Here is a 14,122-nt window from a genome sequence, read left to right on the forward strand (position 1 = left end):
CCGGCCGACGCCACCGCCACCGGCGCCGGCCGGCGCGGGACCGACGTCGACCCGGCCGCCGGCGCGGGCGAGATCACGATGTACTACCAGCCGCAGATCGCCATCGCCACCGGTGAGGTGGTCGGCGTCGAGGCGTTGCTGCGCTGGCGGCACCCGCGCCGTGGGATGGTCGACCCGGAGGAGCTGATCCGGGTCGCCGAGCAGAGCGCGGTGATGCGGCTGCTGACCCGGCGGGTGGTCGACGACGTGGTGGCGCAGCTGGCGCGGTGGTCGGCCGCCGGGATCACCCTGCGGGCGGCGCTCAACGTCAGCGTGCGGGACCTGCACACCGGCGAGATCGCCGACCAGATCGCCGACCGGCTCGCCCGCCACGGGGTGCCGCCGCAGCGTCTGCAACTGGAGATCACCGAGGGCGCGCTGATGGCCGACCCGCGCCGGGTGCTGGCCACGATCTCCCGCCTGCACCGGATCGGGGTGGGCATCGCGCTGGACGACTTCGGCACCGGCTACTCGTCGTTGCAGCACCTGCGCCGGCTGCCGCTGTCCGAGGTGAAGGTGGACCGGTCGTTCGTACTGGGGATGGCCGACGACGCGGACGACGCGGCGATCGTCACGTCGACGATCGGGCTCGCCGGGGCGCTCGGGCTGCGCGTGGTCGCCGAGGGCGTCGAGGACGAGCGGACCTGGCGGATGCTGCACGCGGCCGGGTGCGACGCCGCCCAGGGCTGGTTCTACGCCCGCCCGATGCCGGCCGACGAGTTGGTCGCCTGGCTGGCGCGTTACCGGCCGGTGCGCCCCACCGCCGACCCGGACGCCGAGATCCCCCGCCGGCACGCCCGCTGACCCGCTACCGGGACAGGCAGGGCGGAACAATAGACTCGCACCGGTCACCGCGCGTCACGCACCACCCGCGCGGTCGGCGTACAGACGCAGCAGGACAGCCACGAAGGGGGCACCGATGGCCGCCATCTCCCGCGAGGAGGTCGCGCACCTGGCGCGACTGTCGCGGCTCGCCGTGACGGAGGAGGAGCTGGACACCTTCGCCGGCCAGTTGGACGTGATCCTCCAGGCGGTCGCCCAGGTGGGTGAGGTCGCCGCGGCGGACATCCCGCCGACCTCCCACTCGGTGCCGCTGACCAACGTGCTCCGCGAGGACGTCGTGACGCCGTGCCTGACCCCCGAGGAGGCCCTGTCGGGTGCGCCCGACGCCGAGGAGCAGCGGTTCCGCGTCCCGCGGATCCTGGACGAGGATGTGGCATCGTGAGCACCGACCTGACCAAGCTCAGCGCCGTCGAGATCGCGGGCCTGGTGGCGAAGGGTGAGACCAGCGCGGTCGAGGTCACCCGGGCCCACCTGGACCGCATCGCCGCGGTAGACGACCGGGTGCACGCCTTCCTGCACGTCGACACCGAGGGCGCGCTGGCCGCCGCCCGCGACGTGGACGCCCGCCGGGCCGCCGGCGAGGAGCTGGGCCCGCTGGCCGGCGTGCCGGTCGCGGTGAAGGACGTGCTGACCACCAAGGGCGTGCCGACCACCGTCGGGTCGAAGATCCTGGAGGGCTGGCGCCCGCCGTACGACTCGACGATCGTGCAGCGGCTGCGTGCGGCCGGCACGGTGATGCTCGGCAAGACCAACATGGACGAGTTCGCGATGGGCTCCTCCACGGAGTACTCCGCGTACGGCCCGACCCACAACCCGTGGGACCTGGACCGGATCCCGGGCGGTTCCGGCGGCGGCAGCGCGGCGGCGCTGGCCGCGTACGAGGCGCCGCTGGCGATCGGCTCGGACACCGGCGGCTCGATCCGGCAGCCGGGCGCCGTCACCGGCACCGTCGGCGCGAAGCCGACGTACGGCGGCACGTCCCGCTACGGCCTGGTGGCGTTCTCGTCCTCCCTGGACACCCCCGGCCCGTGCGCGCGTACGGTGCTGGACGCCGCCCTGCTGCACGAGGCGATCGGCGGGCACGACCCGCGGGACTCCACCTCCATCCCGGCCCCGGTGCCGGACGTGGTGGCCGCCGCGCGGCGTGGCGCGTCCGGTGACCTGACCGGCGTGAAGCTCGGCATCGTCACCGAATTCGCCGGCGAGGGCGGGGACCCCGGCGTGATGGCCGCGTTCCGCGAGGCCGTCGACGCGCTGGCGAAGCTGGGTGCGGAGATCGTCGAGGTGTCGTGCCCGAACTTCACGTACGCCCTGCCGGCGTACTACCTGATCGCGCCCAGCGAGTGCTCCTCCAACCTGGCCCGGTTCGACGGCGTCCGGTTCGGCCTGCGGGTCGGCGACGACGGCAACCGGTCGCTGGAGGAGGTCATGTCGCTGACCCGCGAGGCCGGCTTCGGTGCCGAGGTCAAGCGCCGGATCATGATCGGCACGTACGCGCTGTCGTCCGGGTACTACGACGCCTACTACGGGCAGGCGCAGAAGGTCCGCACCCTGATCACGCGGGACTTCACCGCGGCGTTCGAGCAGGTCGACGCGCTGATCTCGCCGACCACGCCGTTCGTGGCGTTCCCGATCGGGGCGCGTACGTCCGACCCGTACCAGATGTACCTGGCCGACCTGTACACCATCCCGACGAACCTGTACGGCGGGCCCGGCATCTCGGTGCCGTGCGGGCTCTCCGACGGGCTGCCGGTCGGCCTCCAGGTGATGGCGCCGACGATGGCCGACGACCGGATGTACCGGGTCGCCGCCGCGCTGGAGAGCGCCGTCGGCACGTTCACCCCACCGGCACTGTGAGGCAGGAGCTCAAATGACGACGACACTGCCCGCGTACGACGAGGTCGTCGCGCGCTACGAACCGGTGATCGGCCTGGAGACCCACGTCGAGCTGGGCACGAACACCAAGATGTTCTGCGGCTGCCCGACCGACTTCGGCGGCGAGCCCAACACCCGGGTGTGCCCGGTCTGCCTCGGCCTGCCCGGCTCGCTGCCGGTGGCCAACAAGGCGGCCATCGAGGCGACCATCCGGATCGGCCTCGCGCTGAACTGCTCCATCGCGGAGTGGTGCCGGTTCGCCCGGAAGAACTACTTCTACCCGGACATGCCGAAGAACTTCCAGATCAGCCAGTACGACGAGCCGCTCTGCGTCGACGGCTACCTGGACGTCGAGGTGAACGGCGAACTGGTCCGCATCGGCATCGAGCGGGTGCACCTGGAGGAGGACACCGGCAAGACGCTGCACGTGGGCGGCGCCACCGGTCGGATCCACGGCGCGACCGAGTCGCTGGTCGACTACAACCGGGCCGGCATCCCCCTGGTCGAGATCGTCACCAAGCCGGTCCCGGGCACCGGGGCGCTCGCACCCGAGGTCGCCAAGGCGTACGTCACCGAGCTGCGGGACGTGATCCGCTCGCTGGGCGTCTCCGACGTACGGATGGAGGAGGGGTCGCTGCGCTGCGACGTCAACACCTCCCTCAACCTGCCCGGCGAGGAGTGGGGCACCCGCACCGAGACCAAGAACGTCAACTCGCTGCGTTCGGTGGAGCGGGCCGTCCGTTCGGAGATCCTGCGTCAGGCGTCGGTGCTCGACGCGGGCGGCCGGATCACCCAGGAGACCCGGCACTTCCAGGAGGACACCGGGGACACCCGGCCCGGCCGCTCCAAGGAGACCGCGACCGACTACCGGTACTTCCCGGAGCCGGACCTGGTGCCCCTCGCGCCGGACGCCACCTGGGTCGCCGAGCTGAAGGCGGCCCTGCCAGAGCTTCCCCGGCTGCACCGCCGTCGCCTGCAGGAGCAGTGGGGCCTGTCCGAGGCGGACATGCAGTCCGTGCTCAACGCCGGTGCGGTCGAGCTGATCGAGGCCACCGTCGCCGCCGGCGCCACCCCGGCCGCCGCCCGCAAGTGGTGGCTCGGCGAGCTGTCCCGCCGGGCCAACGAGACCGGCGTGGAGCTGGCCGACATCGGGGCCAGCCCGAGCCAGGTCGCCGAGCTCCAGAGCCTGGTCGACGCGGGCAAGCTCAACGACAAGCTGGCCCGGACGGTGCTGGAGGGCGTGGTGGCCGGCGAGGGCTCGCCGACCGAGATCATGACCAACCGGGGCCTGGAGGTGGTCTCCGACACGGGCGCGCTGACCGCCGCCGTCGACGAGGCGATCGCCGCCAACCCCGGCATCGCCGACAAGATCCGCAGCGGTAAGGTCGCCGCGGCCGGCGCGCTGGTCGGCGCGGTCATGAAGACCACCCGTGGCCAGGCCGACGCGAAGACCGTCCGCGAGCTGATCCTGGAGCGCCTCGGCGTCTGAGTTGCAAGGACGGACAGGCCGAGGGCGCTCCGGCGCAGCATGCGCCGTCGGCCTGTCCGCCAGGGCCCCTTCTTAACGCCTGGTGCATAGGAAGGGGCCCTTCCTAACGCCCCACCCCCGCACCCTCGCGAGGGCGTCAACGGCGACGCCCGGATGGAGTCACCGTGAACCACAACGACCTCGACGTCCTCGACGAGATCCAGCGGCGTGTGCTCTGGCTCGCCAGCCGGATCGTGGATGCCGCCAACCACGACCGGGACACCGGGGACGGGGTGAAGGTCGGCGGCCACCAGGCGTCCAGCGCCTCGCTGGTGACCGCGATGACCGCGCTGTGGTTCGCGCACCTCGACGCCGAGGACCGGGTCGCGGTGAAGCCGCACGCGTCGCCGGTGTTCCACGCGATCCAGTACCTGCTCGGCAACCTGGACCGGTCGTACCTGACGAAGCTGCGCGCCCGGGGCGGCCTCCAGTCGTACCCGTCGCGGACCAAGGACCCGGACGAGGTGGACTTCTCCACCGGCTCGGTCGGGCTCGGCGCCGCGGCGCCGCTGTTCGCGGCGGTCACCCGCCGCTACGTCGACGCGCACTTCGGCGCGCGTCCGCACTCCCGGTTCGTCGCGCTGATCGGCGACGCGGAGCTGGACGAGGGCAACATCTGGGAGGCGGTCGCCGACCCGGCCACCACCGGGCTGGGCAACGTGATGTGGCTGGTGGACTTCAACCGCCAGTCCCTCGACCGGGTGGTGCCCGGCATCCGGATCAACCAGTGGCGCGGCCAGTTCGAGGCCGCCGGCTGGCACGTGGTCGAGGTCAAGTACGGCCGCAAGCTCGCCGAGGCGTACGCCCGGCCGGGCGGCGAGGCGCTGCGCGACTGGATCGACGCGATGCCGAACGAGCAGTACCAGTCGCTGTTCGGGCTCGCCGGCCCGGCCCTGCGCAAGCAGTTCCTCGACGGCGCGCCGGCCGGGATCGCGGAGCTCATCGCGGACATCGGAGACGACGAGCTGGGCCCGCTCGTCACCGACCTGGGCGGGCACGACCTGGCGGCCATGCTCGACGCGTACGCCCAGTGCGACGCGGTCACCGACCGGCCCAGCGTCGTCTTCGCGTACACCGTCAAGGGGTGGGGTCTGCCCATCGCCGGCAATCCGCGCAACCACTCGGCGCTGCTGTCCACCGAGCAGATCGACGCCCTGCGGACGGCCCAGGGGCTCACCGCCGAGACCGAGTGGGACCGTCTCGACCCGTCGTCGGAGGCCGGCATCCGGGCCGGCGCACGCCGGGAGGCGTTGTCCCGCGCGCCGCGCGAGCGTGCGCTGGGGGTCGCGGTCCCGGAGACCACGAAGGTACGCGCGAACAAGCCCGTCTCCACCCAGGAGGTGTTCGGTCGGGTGCTCGTGGACCTGGCCCGGGACCCGCAGGTGGCGCCCTACCTGGTGACCACCGCGCCGGACGTCGCCACCTCCACCAACCTCGCCGGGTTCATCAACAAGACCGGGGTGTTCGCCCCCACCGAGCAGCGCTCCTGGTCGGAGGACCGGATGCTGCGCTGGACGGAGAGCCCCGCCGGGCAGCACATCGAGCTGGGCATCTCCGAGATGAACCTGTTCCTGCTGCTCGGCCAGCTCGGCCTGTCCTGGGACCTGTCGGGGCAGCCGCTGCTGCCGGTCGGCACCGTCTACGACCCGTTCGTGCTGCGCGGCCTGGACGCGTTCCTCTACGGCACCTACTCCGGCTCCCGGTTCGTCGTCGCCGGCACCCCGTCCGGCATCACCCTCGCCCCGGAGGGCGGCGCCCACCAGTCGACGATCACCGCCTCGGTCGGTCTGGAGCTGCCCGGTGTGACCTTCGTCGAGCCCGCGCACGCCGGCAGCCTGGACTGGCTGCTGTGTGACGCCCTCGGCCAGATCGCCGGCGGTTCCGCTCCGGCGGCGACGGCGGCGCCGGCCGAGGACGGGGCGTACTACTTCCGGCTCAGCACCCGCCCGGTCGACCAGGCGCCCTTCGAGGCGGCCCGGGCCCGGATCGGTGACGCCGTGCTGCGCCGGCAGGTGGTCGCCGGGGCGTACCGGCTGGTGGACGCGCACCAGGCGTACCCGCACCTGGCCGACGCCCCGGTCGTGCAGCTCGCCGCCTCCGGCGCGGTGCTGCCCGAGGTGCTCGCCGCGGCGGCGGAGCTCGCCGAGGAGGGCGTCGCCGCGCACGTGGTGGACGTGACCAGCCTGGACCGGCTCTACCGGGCCTGGCAGCGCACGCTGCGCCAGGGCGTACGCACGGCGACGGTGCCCAGCGTGCCGGGCGCCCTGCGGTCCGCCTTCGCCGACCGGGTGCCGGTGGTGACGGTGCACGACGCGGCCTCGCACGCGATGGCCTGGCTCGGGTCGGCCGTGGGCGCGCCGGCGGTGCCGCTGGGGGTGGACGAGTTCGGCCAGTCCGGCAGCGTCCGGGAGCTGTACGAGCTGCACGACCTGATGCCCGGCAGCATCGTCAACGCCGCCCTGGCCGCCCTGGCCCTCCGCTGACCCCACCCCTTCACCCGCTCGATCATGGTGCTGTGCCGCGGATGGCACCATGTGCCGCATGGACTGGATGCCGTTGCTCAGCACGGGGGCGGGCGCCCTCATCGCGCTCTCCGGCAGCTTCCTGGTCGACCTGCGGCGAGGCCGGGACACCCGGGACCGGGACCGGGATCTCGAACGGTGGCGCACCTGCATCGACTTCGCCCTCGCCCTGGGCGCGGCGCACAGCATGCTGCGGGGGACGGCCGCCGGTGACCGCGCCGCGACGACCCGGGCGATGACCGAGTCCGGGGCGTACCAGGAACGTGAGCGGTTGCTGATGTCCGGCACACCGGAGCTCGTGGTGGTGGGTGAGGACGCCTTCCACCGGCTGGTCGACATGCAGCGGTTGATCCGCGCCGGTGAGGACGTCCGTAGTCCCGCGGGACACGAGGCGTACCACCGGTTCGCGGAGGCGCTGTGGAGGTTCCGGATGGCGGTACGCGGGCACTTCGGTCACCGGGCGATCGACCCGGGCACGCTGGACCGCAAGGACTGGTCCGAGCGGAACGAGTGCGTGTACTGCGGTGCCACCGGCTAGCGGCAGGCGCCACCGCGACGGTGATCGCCGGCCGGGGTGGCGGGAGCGCGTCAGCGGGTGGGCGTCGGGGTGACCGGGGCGGGCGCGCCCGCCTTCGGGTTCTCCACCACGCGCCGTACCAGGTTCACCTGGGCCTGGCCGGTGCCCCCGACGGTGATGTCGTCGTACGCCTGGAGCAGCTTGTCCTTGTCGAAGTAGAGCACGCTCATCGACAGCGGGGTCGGCTCCTCGCCCTCGAGGCCGCGCAGTCCGGCGCCCCCGGTCGAGCCCTGCACCATCAGCAGGGTGGGCGACCGTCCGGGCACCTCCGGCAGCTTCGAGACCTCCCGCTTGTGGGTGTGCCCGGCGAGCACCAGCGGGACGTTGCCGGCCAGGGGGCCGGCCGACGCGGGGTCGTGCACCAGGGCGATGCTCACCGGGGTCGGCGAGCTGCGTACGGTCGCGGTCAACTGCTCCCCGACACCGATGAGCTGGTCGGCCGTCTCCTTGGTGAGGCCGCTGCCCGCCGGTGAGGTGCTCTTGTCCGGCGTGAACCGAGGGTCGCCGATGCCCGCGATGGTCAGCCCGGCGACCGACCGGGTGGAGTTGTTCAGCACGATCGCGTTCGGCTGCCGTGCCACGGCCGCGGCCGTCCGGCCGGAGTCGTGGTTGCCCCTGATGTAGACGTACGGCTTCCGGAGCAGGCCGATCGAGCCGACGTAGGACGCCTCCGGCTCGCTGCCCCAGTCGGTGATGTCGCCCGTGTCGATGACGACGTCGATGTTGAACTGCTCCACGATCGTGCGGATCAACTGCCAGCCGGTCGGGTTGAGGTGCATGTCGGAGACGTGCAGGACCCGGGTGGTGTCCGGGTCCGGCTCGTAGACGGGCAGCGAGGACACGGTGGTGTAGAGCTGGCTGACGTTGCCCACGATGCGCTGGAGTTGCTCGGCGTAGCGCGTGTAGTCGTTGGCGATCCGGCGGGCGTCACCGACGATCGCGGGCGCGTTGACCAGCAGCCCCTCGTAGCGGGGCTCCTCGATCGACTGCGGCCGGAGGGTGGCCGCGGCGGCGCCGAGGCTGCCGGCCGTGACCACCAGGGCCAGGCCGCCCGCCCAGGCCGCGCGGCGGGTGTCCCGGAAGACCAGCAGGGCCAGCAGCAGGGTGACCAGCACGGCCGAGGCGACGGTACGCAGCCCGAGCCGCATGACGCCCCCGCGGACGTCGTCGACGGCGGACTGGCTGGCCCGGCTGATGCTCGCCGGGTCGTCCAGCAGCGCCTCCGTGCGGCTCTGGTCCAGCGCGCCCAGCTCCACGGTCAGATGGGTGGGCCCGTCGTGGCTGTCGAGCAGCAGTGCGCCGAGCGGCGGGACGTCGACGGTGGTGCTGCCGGAGATCGCCGGCACCACCGTCAGGTCCGCCTGGAACGGCCCGATGTCCGTGCTGACCCGACCACCGGCCAGTACCCCGATCACCACGCCGGCCAGCGCGACCACGAGGACCGCCAGGGTCACCCCGGTGGCGCGTAGTGCCCGCCACCGGCCGGTACCGCGCTGCTGGTTGTCCTGCCCATTCATGTGAAACCGACCTGCCCGGTAGAGGATCTTGGCAAACCTGACTGAGGGGTGTCGTCAGCTCCGTCCGGCGCCGCCGCCGGGGAAGACCAGGCGCAACAGCCGGTCGTCCTCCGGAGCCGGATCACCCCGCCCGTCGTGGTTGGAGGTGCTCACCCACAGCGACCCGTCCGGTGCGGCGGCCACCGCGCGGAGCCGGCCGAAGCGACCGGTCAGCAGTTCCCGGGGCTGCCCCAGTACCGTGCCGGTGGCCGTCAACTCGACCAGCCACAGCCGTTTGCCCCGCAGACAGGCCGTGACCAGCAGTCGGTCCGCCGCGGCGAGGCCCGAGCAGGACGCGTCCGAGGTCGGCCACTGGGTGACCGGGTTGACGAAGCGAGCGTCGTCGGAGCGGCCCTCGACCTGCGGCCAGCCGTAGTTCTTTCCCTTGGTGACCTGGTTGATCTCGTCCCAGGTGTTCTGACCGAACTCCACCGCGTACATGCGCTTGCTGGCGTCCCAGGCCATGCCCTGCACGTTGCGGTGCCCGAGCGACCAGACGGGGGAGTTGCGGAACGGGTTGCCCGGTGCCGGCTTCCCGGTCGGAGTGATCCGCAGGATCTTGCCGCCGAGGCGCTTGACGTCCTGCGACGCGGCCCGGTCTCCCGCGTCGCCCGTGCTGGCGTAGAGCTGGCCGTCCGGGCCGAAGGCCAGGCCGCCGCCGTTGTGGATGCCCGCCTTGGGGATGCCGGTCAGGATCGGGGTGGGCGGCTCGCCGAGGCGGAGCTTGGCGATGCGGTTGTCGCGCTCGGCGGTGTAGTACACGAAGACCGTCCGGTCCCGCTCGTACGCGGGGGACACGGCGATGCCCAGCAGGCCGCCCTCACCGGCCGCCGCCACGTCTCCGATGGTCTGCACCGGGCGTACGGTCAGCCCGTCCGGCCCCGACCCGGGGCCGACCTGGAGGATGCGGCCGCTGTCCCGCTCGGTGACCAGCGCCGCGCCGTCGGGCAGGAAGGCGATGCCCCACGGCACCCGCAGGCCCTTGGCCAGCACGGTCGTGACGACCTCCGGACCGGTGCCGTCGGCGCTGGCGCTGGCCGAAGGGGTGGGGAAGGTCGGCGGTTCGCCGGCCGGGTCCGGGGCCGGCTCGCCGAAACTGCACCCGGCGGTGGCCAGCAGCAACGTCGCGCAGGAGGCCGCGAGGGCCGACCGGAGACGGCGGACACGGAGGTACGGGGGACGGGCGCTCACCCGGCTCAGGGTAGTCCGCCGCGGCCGGTGTCCGGGCCTCTGCGCTCAGCGCGCCCGAACGGCGAGCAGGGCGATGTCGTCCTCGCGGCGGTGGGCCGAGCCGAGGAGGGTGTCGCAGAGCTCGTCCAGTGGCAGCTTCTCCGTGCCGGCGAGCCGCTCGACGAGTTCCGTCATGCCCTCGTCGATGGTGCGGTCCCGCCGCTCGACCAGACCGTCGGTGAACAGCAGCAGGGTGTCGCCCGCGGCGAGGGTGGCCCGCTGGGTGGTGCGGCGCACCGGACGGGCCAGGCCGAGCAGCGGCTCCGGGCGGGCGCTGACGACCTCGACGTCGCCGCCGGCCCGGACCACCAGTGGTGGCGGGTGCCCGGCGTTGCACCAGCTCACCTCCTGGCCGCCGGCCCCGTCGGCGCGCAGCCGGACCAGGGTGGCGGTGGCGGCGGCCGGGATCCGCAGCCCGCGGATCACGTCGTCCAGGTGCGTCATCAGCTCGCCCACCGCGTCCGGCCGGCCGTACGCGTTGCCCCGTACCAGGTTGCGCAGCTGCCCCATGATCGCGGCGGCCTCGATGTCGTGACCGGCGACGTCGCCGATCGCGGCGATCAGGTCGCCGTTCGGCTGGCGGAAGGCGTCGTACCAGTCGCCGCCCACCTCGACCCGGTCGGCCACCGGCTGGTAGCGGGCGGCCAGCTCCAGCCCCTCGGCGGTGGGCAGCGCGGGCAGCATGCTGTGCTGGAGCACGTGGGCCACGTGCCGCTGTTCGCCGTACATCCAGCTGTTGCCGATCGCCTGGCCGGCCCGGCGGCCGACGTCGAGGGCGGTGATCAGGTCGCCGTCGTCGAAGGGGCGACGCCCGTCGCCGTTGACCAGCGTGATCGCGCCCAGCACCCGGCCGCGGCCGGCGTCGGTGATCGGCACGGTGAGGTGCGACGCGAAGCCCAGTCGCGCGGCGAGTTCCGGCATCTCCGGCCCGACCGTGCCGCGGGTGACGTCGGTGAGGCTGCCGGCGCTGACCAGCACCGGCCGACCGGTGCGCAGGACCTCCCGCGTGATCGACGCGGTGCCGAGGCGGGTGCGCATCAGCTCGGCGAAGCGGGTGACGTCCGCCGTGTGGGCGGGATCCCGGTGGGCGGCCGCCACGTCCCTCGGCTGGCCGTCCCGTCCGACGACGCTCACCAGGGACCAGTCGGCCAGCAGCGGCACCATCGTCGCGCCCAGGTGGCGCAGGGCGACCTGCACGTCCATCGTTCCGGCCAGCGTCTCGGTCAGCCCGGCCAGCAGCTCCAGCCGCTCGTGCGACTCCTCGGCCCGCCGACGGGCCTGCTCGGCGCCCTGCAGGGCGATGCGCAGGCGCAGCTCCGACGCGCAGGCGGCGGCCAGGTCGGAGAGGGTCCGCAACTGGTCACGGGTCCACGCGCGGGGCTTGCTGTCGATCGCGCAGAGCGAGCCGAGCACCCGGCCGTCGAGGTCGGTCAGGGGCATGCCGGCGTACGCGACGACGCCGAGGTCGGGTATGGCGAGGTTGGTCCGGACCCGGGGATGGAGCCGGGCGTCCGGGATCACCATGGGGGCGGCGATGTCGATCACGTGCTGGCAGAAGGAGTGGCTGAGCGGGGTCTCCCGCCGCTCCGCCCAGGGCTGTGGCAGGCCGACCTCGCCGGGGAAGAACTGCCGTTCGCTGTCGACCAGGGAGACCAGGGCGACCGGGACGTCGAGCAGATCGCCGACCAGTCGGGCGAACCGGTCGAAGGCCTCGTCCGGCGTGGAGTCCAGCCGGGTCTCGGCGAGCGCTCGCAACCGGTCCGCGTCCCGCAGCGCCGCCGCCGGACACGGAAGGTCGCCGTCCGCGCCGGCACGCCGGGCGATGTCGTCGCGGGAGCCGTCGGTCATCGAGCACCTGTCTGCGAATGGGGGGAGGCCGACCGGCGCTCCGACCCTTCGTTATACCCGCCCGGCACTGTGAATGACCTGTCGGGCGGTGAGTCACCCTGATCACGCCCTGGTCCGATGCTCCCCGGTCGGGTGTCCCGGTACGCCCCGGCCGGGCGGCCACGCGCCTCGGGGCCTATCGTCGGCGGGCGTGAAGGTATGGATCCCCCACCCGACCGGCCCGGACCTGCTCGGTGACCTGCCCCCGGGCGTCACCGTGGAGGTGGTCGAGGACCCGGCACGGCTCCCCTCGGCCCCGGCCGGCGTCCGGTTCTGGGTGCCGCCGTTCCTGGCCGGCGCGGACGCCACCGCCCTGGTGCACGAGCTGCCCGACCTGGAGGTGGTGCAACTCCTCTCCGCCGGTGCGGACGCCTGGGCCGGTCGCGTCCCGGACGGGGTCACCCTCTGCGACGCGCGCGGTGTGCACGACCCGTCGACGGCGGAGTGGGTGGTGACCGCGATCCTCGCCCAGCTGCGCGGCTTCCCCGCGCTGGTCCGCGCGCAGGCCCGGCGCGAGTGGGCGTACGACGAGGTGGCGCCCACCGACGAGGTCGAGGGCAAGCGGGTGCTCATCGTCGGCGCGGGGTCGATCGGTACGGCGGTGCGGTCCCGGCTGGCGCCGTTCGGGGTGAGTTTCACGCTGGTCGCCCGGACGCCCCGACCCGAGCAGGGCGTGCACGGCGTGGGGGAGCTGCCCGCCCTGCTGCCCGAGGCGGACGTCGTGGTGCTGCTGGTGCCGCTGACCGAGCAGACCCGGGGCCTGGTGGACGCGGGTTTCCTCGCCGCGATGCGGGACGGCGCGTTGCTGGTCAACGCCGCTCGGGGGCCGGTCGCCGAGACCGACGCGCTGGTGACCGAGTTGCGGACGGGTCGGATCTCGGCGGCGCTGGACGTCACCGATCCCGAGCCGCTGCCGGCCGACCATCCGTTGTGGACGATGCCGAACGTGCTGCTCACCCCGCACGTCGCCGGCTCGGTGCGTGGTCTGTTGCCCCGGGCGTACCGGTTGGTGGGCGAGCAGGTCCGGCGGTTCGCCGCGGGGGAGCCGCTGACCAACGTGGTGGTGGACGGCTACTGAGCGGTCGCGCCCGGGTGGCGTGCGGGGGCGGTGGCGGGTCAGTCGGTCCGGCCGGGCAGCGACTGGCCGGTGGACGACACCAGCCGGGGGAGGTCGGTGCCGCGGACGGCCGGAAGCAGCACCTGCTGCCCGTCGTCGAGGAGGGCGACCGCCCGGCCGCGCGGATCGGTGGCCAGCTCGACGACGTGGTCCCAGCCGATCCGGCGCTGCCCGGCGAGCGCCCGGATGCGCAGCTCACGCGCGTCTGCGTCGGTGCCGGCCCGCCAGGCCCACACGCCGACGGCGAGCGGGACGAGGAGCACGGGCGCCAGGTACCACCGGGCGTTCGCCAGCGGCAGGGCGCCGATGAAGGCGATGACCGCCGCGACGAGGATCGCCTGGTTGTGCCGGAAGCGGACGACATCGGAGCTGCTCACCCCACGATGATCCCACCCGCGCCGGTCCGCACGGTCGCCGGGCGGCCGACGCGAGGACCGCGAGTGCGAAGTGACCCGGGTCACTGTCGACTGGCCGTCACCGTGCGGCCGGCTCCTCGTTGACGAGGGTTGGGCGACGGACGACCGTTCGCCGCCCTCGCGCCGCCGCACCGCCCCCGTGCCCCCTCACGAAGGCGACCGCCGTGCCCCTCGCGTCCCCGCACCACGTTCCGATCCGCCGTCCCGCCACGCCGGAGACCGTCGTGGTCGCGGCGGTGTGCCTGCTCGCCGCCGTGGTCGTGACCGGCCTGACGGCCGCCGCGCTGCCCCTGGCCGGACCGGCCCGGAACGACACGACCGCCCTGGCCGGCCTGGCCGGTGCGGCCGTCCTCTTCACCGCCGGGCTGCTTCCGCTGTCGCGGGGCGTCCGTCCGCCGGCCCGCGTCCGGTTGCGGCGGACCGCCGATGCGGCCGGCCCCGGCATCGGCCTGGTGCTCGCTGCCTGGCTGCTCCTGCCCGCCGGCGGCCTGGCACCGTCGGCCCGGCTCGCGTCCGCCGTGGCGCTGGGCGG

11 protein-coding genes and 1 pseudogene are annotated in these 14,122 nt (G+C 73.7%); 8 read left to right on the forward strand and 4 right to left on the reverse strand.

The features are described 5' to 3' along the window. The 6 genes from AB0I76_RS10345 to AB0I76_RS10370 all read left to right on the forward strand — a co-directional run. Window positions 1–843: EAL domain-containing protein (locus tag AB0I76_RS10345; RefSeq protein ID WP_357032823.1), on the forward strand; the 843-nt coding region annotated here is incomplete at its 5' end. A gap of 115 nt (window positions 844–958) precedes the next feature. Then, window positions 959–1,264, forward strand: a complete 306-nt coding sequence (gene gatC, locus AB0I76_RS10350) for an Asp-tRNA(Asn)/Glu-tRNA(Gln) amidotransferase subunit GatC (protein ID WP_088995614.1) — start codon at window positions 959–961, stop codon at window positions 1,262–1,264. After that, window positions 1,261–2,739, forward strand: a complete 1,479-nt coding sequence (gatA, locus tag AB0I76_RS10355) for an Asp-tRNA(Asn)/Glu-tRNA(Gln) amidotransferase subunit GatA (protein WP_357032827.1) — start codon at window positions 1,261–1,263, stop codon at window positions 2,737–2,739. Before gatC ends, gatA begins: the two co-directional genes overlap by 4 nt. Before the next feature lie 13 nt (window positions 2,740–2,752). Then, a complete protein-coding gene (gatB, locus tag AB0I76_RS10360) occupies window positions 2,753–4,246 on the forward strand; it encodes an Asp-tRNA(Asn)/Glu-tRNA(Gln) amidotransferase subunit GatB (protein ID WP_357032830.1) in 1,494 nt (497 codons plus the stop codon). A gap of 164 nt (window positions 4,247–4,410) precedes the next feature. Then, window positions 4,411–6,768: a pyruvate dehydrogenase gene (locus tag AB0I76_RS10365; protein ID WP_357032833.1), complete on the forward strand. Its 2,358-nt coding sequence runs from the start codon at window positions 4,411–4,413 to the stop codon at window positions 6,766–6,768. 58 nt (window positions 6,769–6,826) lie between these two features. Beyond that, window positions 6,827–7,345 (forward strand): hypothetical protein, encoded by a 519-nt coding sequence (locus tag AB0I76_RS10370; protein WP_357032836.1) that lies wholly within the window; start codon window positions 6,827–6,829, stop codon window positions 7,343–7,345. A gap of 50 nt (window positions 7,346–7,395) precedes the next feature. Here AB0I76_RS10370 and AB0I76_RS10375 read toward each other — a convergent pair whose 3' ends face one another. The 3 genes from AB0I76_RS10375 to AB0I76_RS10385 are packed head-to-tail and all read right to left on the reverse strand — an operon-like array spanning window position 7,396 to window position 12,018. Continuing rightward, the gene (locus tag AB0I76_RS10375) at window positions 7,396–8,901 is read right to left on the reverse strand and encodes a metallophosphoesterase (RefSeq protein WP_357032839.1); all 1,506 of its coding nucleotides are present in this window, start codon (window positions 8,899–8,901) and stop codon (window positions 7,396–7,398) included. A gap of 54 nt (window positions 8,902–8,955) precedes the next feature. Beyond that, window positions 8,956–10,131: a PQQ-dependent sugar dehydrogenase gene (locus AB0I76_RS10380; RefSeq protein ID WP_357032842.1), complete on the reverse strand. Its 1,176-nt coding sequence runs from the start codon at window positions 10,129–10,131 to the stop codon at window positions 8,956–8,958. Window positions 10,132–10,176: 45 nt separating this feature from the next. After that, entirely contained in the window at window positions 10,177–12,018 is a 1,842-nt protein-coding gene (locus AB0I76_RS10385) for a SpoIIE family protein phosphatase (RefSeq protein WP_357032845.1), read from the reverse strand. A gap of 190 nt (window positions 12,019–12,208) precedes the next feature. Between AB0I76_RS10385 and AB0I76_RS10390 the strand changes: the two genes are divergently transcribed. Continuing rightward, entirely contained in the window at window positions 12,209–13,135 is a 927-nt protein-coding gene (locus tag AB0I76_RS10390; RefSeq protein ID WP_357032848.1) for a 2-hydroxyacid dehydrogenase, read from the forward strand. A 38-nt stretch (window positions 13,136–13,173) separates the two neighbouring features. Here AB0I76_RS10390 and AB0I76_RS10395 read toward each other — a convergent pair whose 3' ends face one another. Next, window positions 13,174–13,551 carry a PH domain-containing protein gene (locus AB0I76_RS10395; protein WP_357032851.1) on the reverse strand — a complete coding sequence of 126 codons (378 nt, stop codon included), beginning with the start codon at window positions 13,549–13,551 and terminating at the stop codon, window positions 13,174–13,176. 203 nt (window positions 13,552–13,754) lie between these two features. Between AB0I76_RS10395 and AB0I76_RS10400 the strand changes: the two are divergent. Next, window positions 13,755–14,122: pseudogene (locus AB0I76_RS10400) on the forward strand (hypothetical protein); the annotation flags it as partial.

Source organism: Micromonospora sp. NPDC049799 (genome assembly GCF_040656655.1).
GTDB lineage: Bacteria > Actinomycetota > Actinomycetes > Mycobacteriales > Micromonosporaceae > Micromonospora.

Coding starts and splice junctions, on each gene's coding strand:
- gatC (WP_088995614.1), top strand. CDS start 959: ATGGCCGCCATCTCCCGCGAGGAGGTCGCGCACCTGGCGCGACTGTCG.
- gatB (WP_357032830.1), top strand. CDS start 2,753: ATGACGACGACACTGCCCGCGTACGACGAGGTCGTCGCGCGCTACGAA.
- AB0I76_RS10370 (WP_357032836.1), top strand. CDS start 6,827: ATGGACTGGATGCCGTTGCTCAGCACGGGGGCGGGCGCCCTCATCGCG.
- AB0I76_RS10375 (WP_357032839.1), bottom strand. CDS start 8,901: ATGAATGGGCAGGACAACCAGCAGCGCGGTACCGGCCGGTGGCGGGCA.
- AB0I76_RS10385 (WP_357032845.1), bottom strand. CDS start 12,018: ATGACCGACGGCTCCCGCGACGACATCGCCCGGCGTGCCGGCGCGGAC.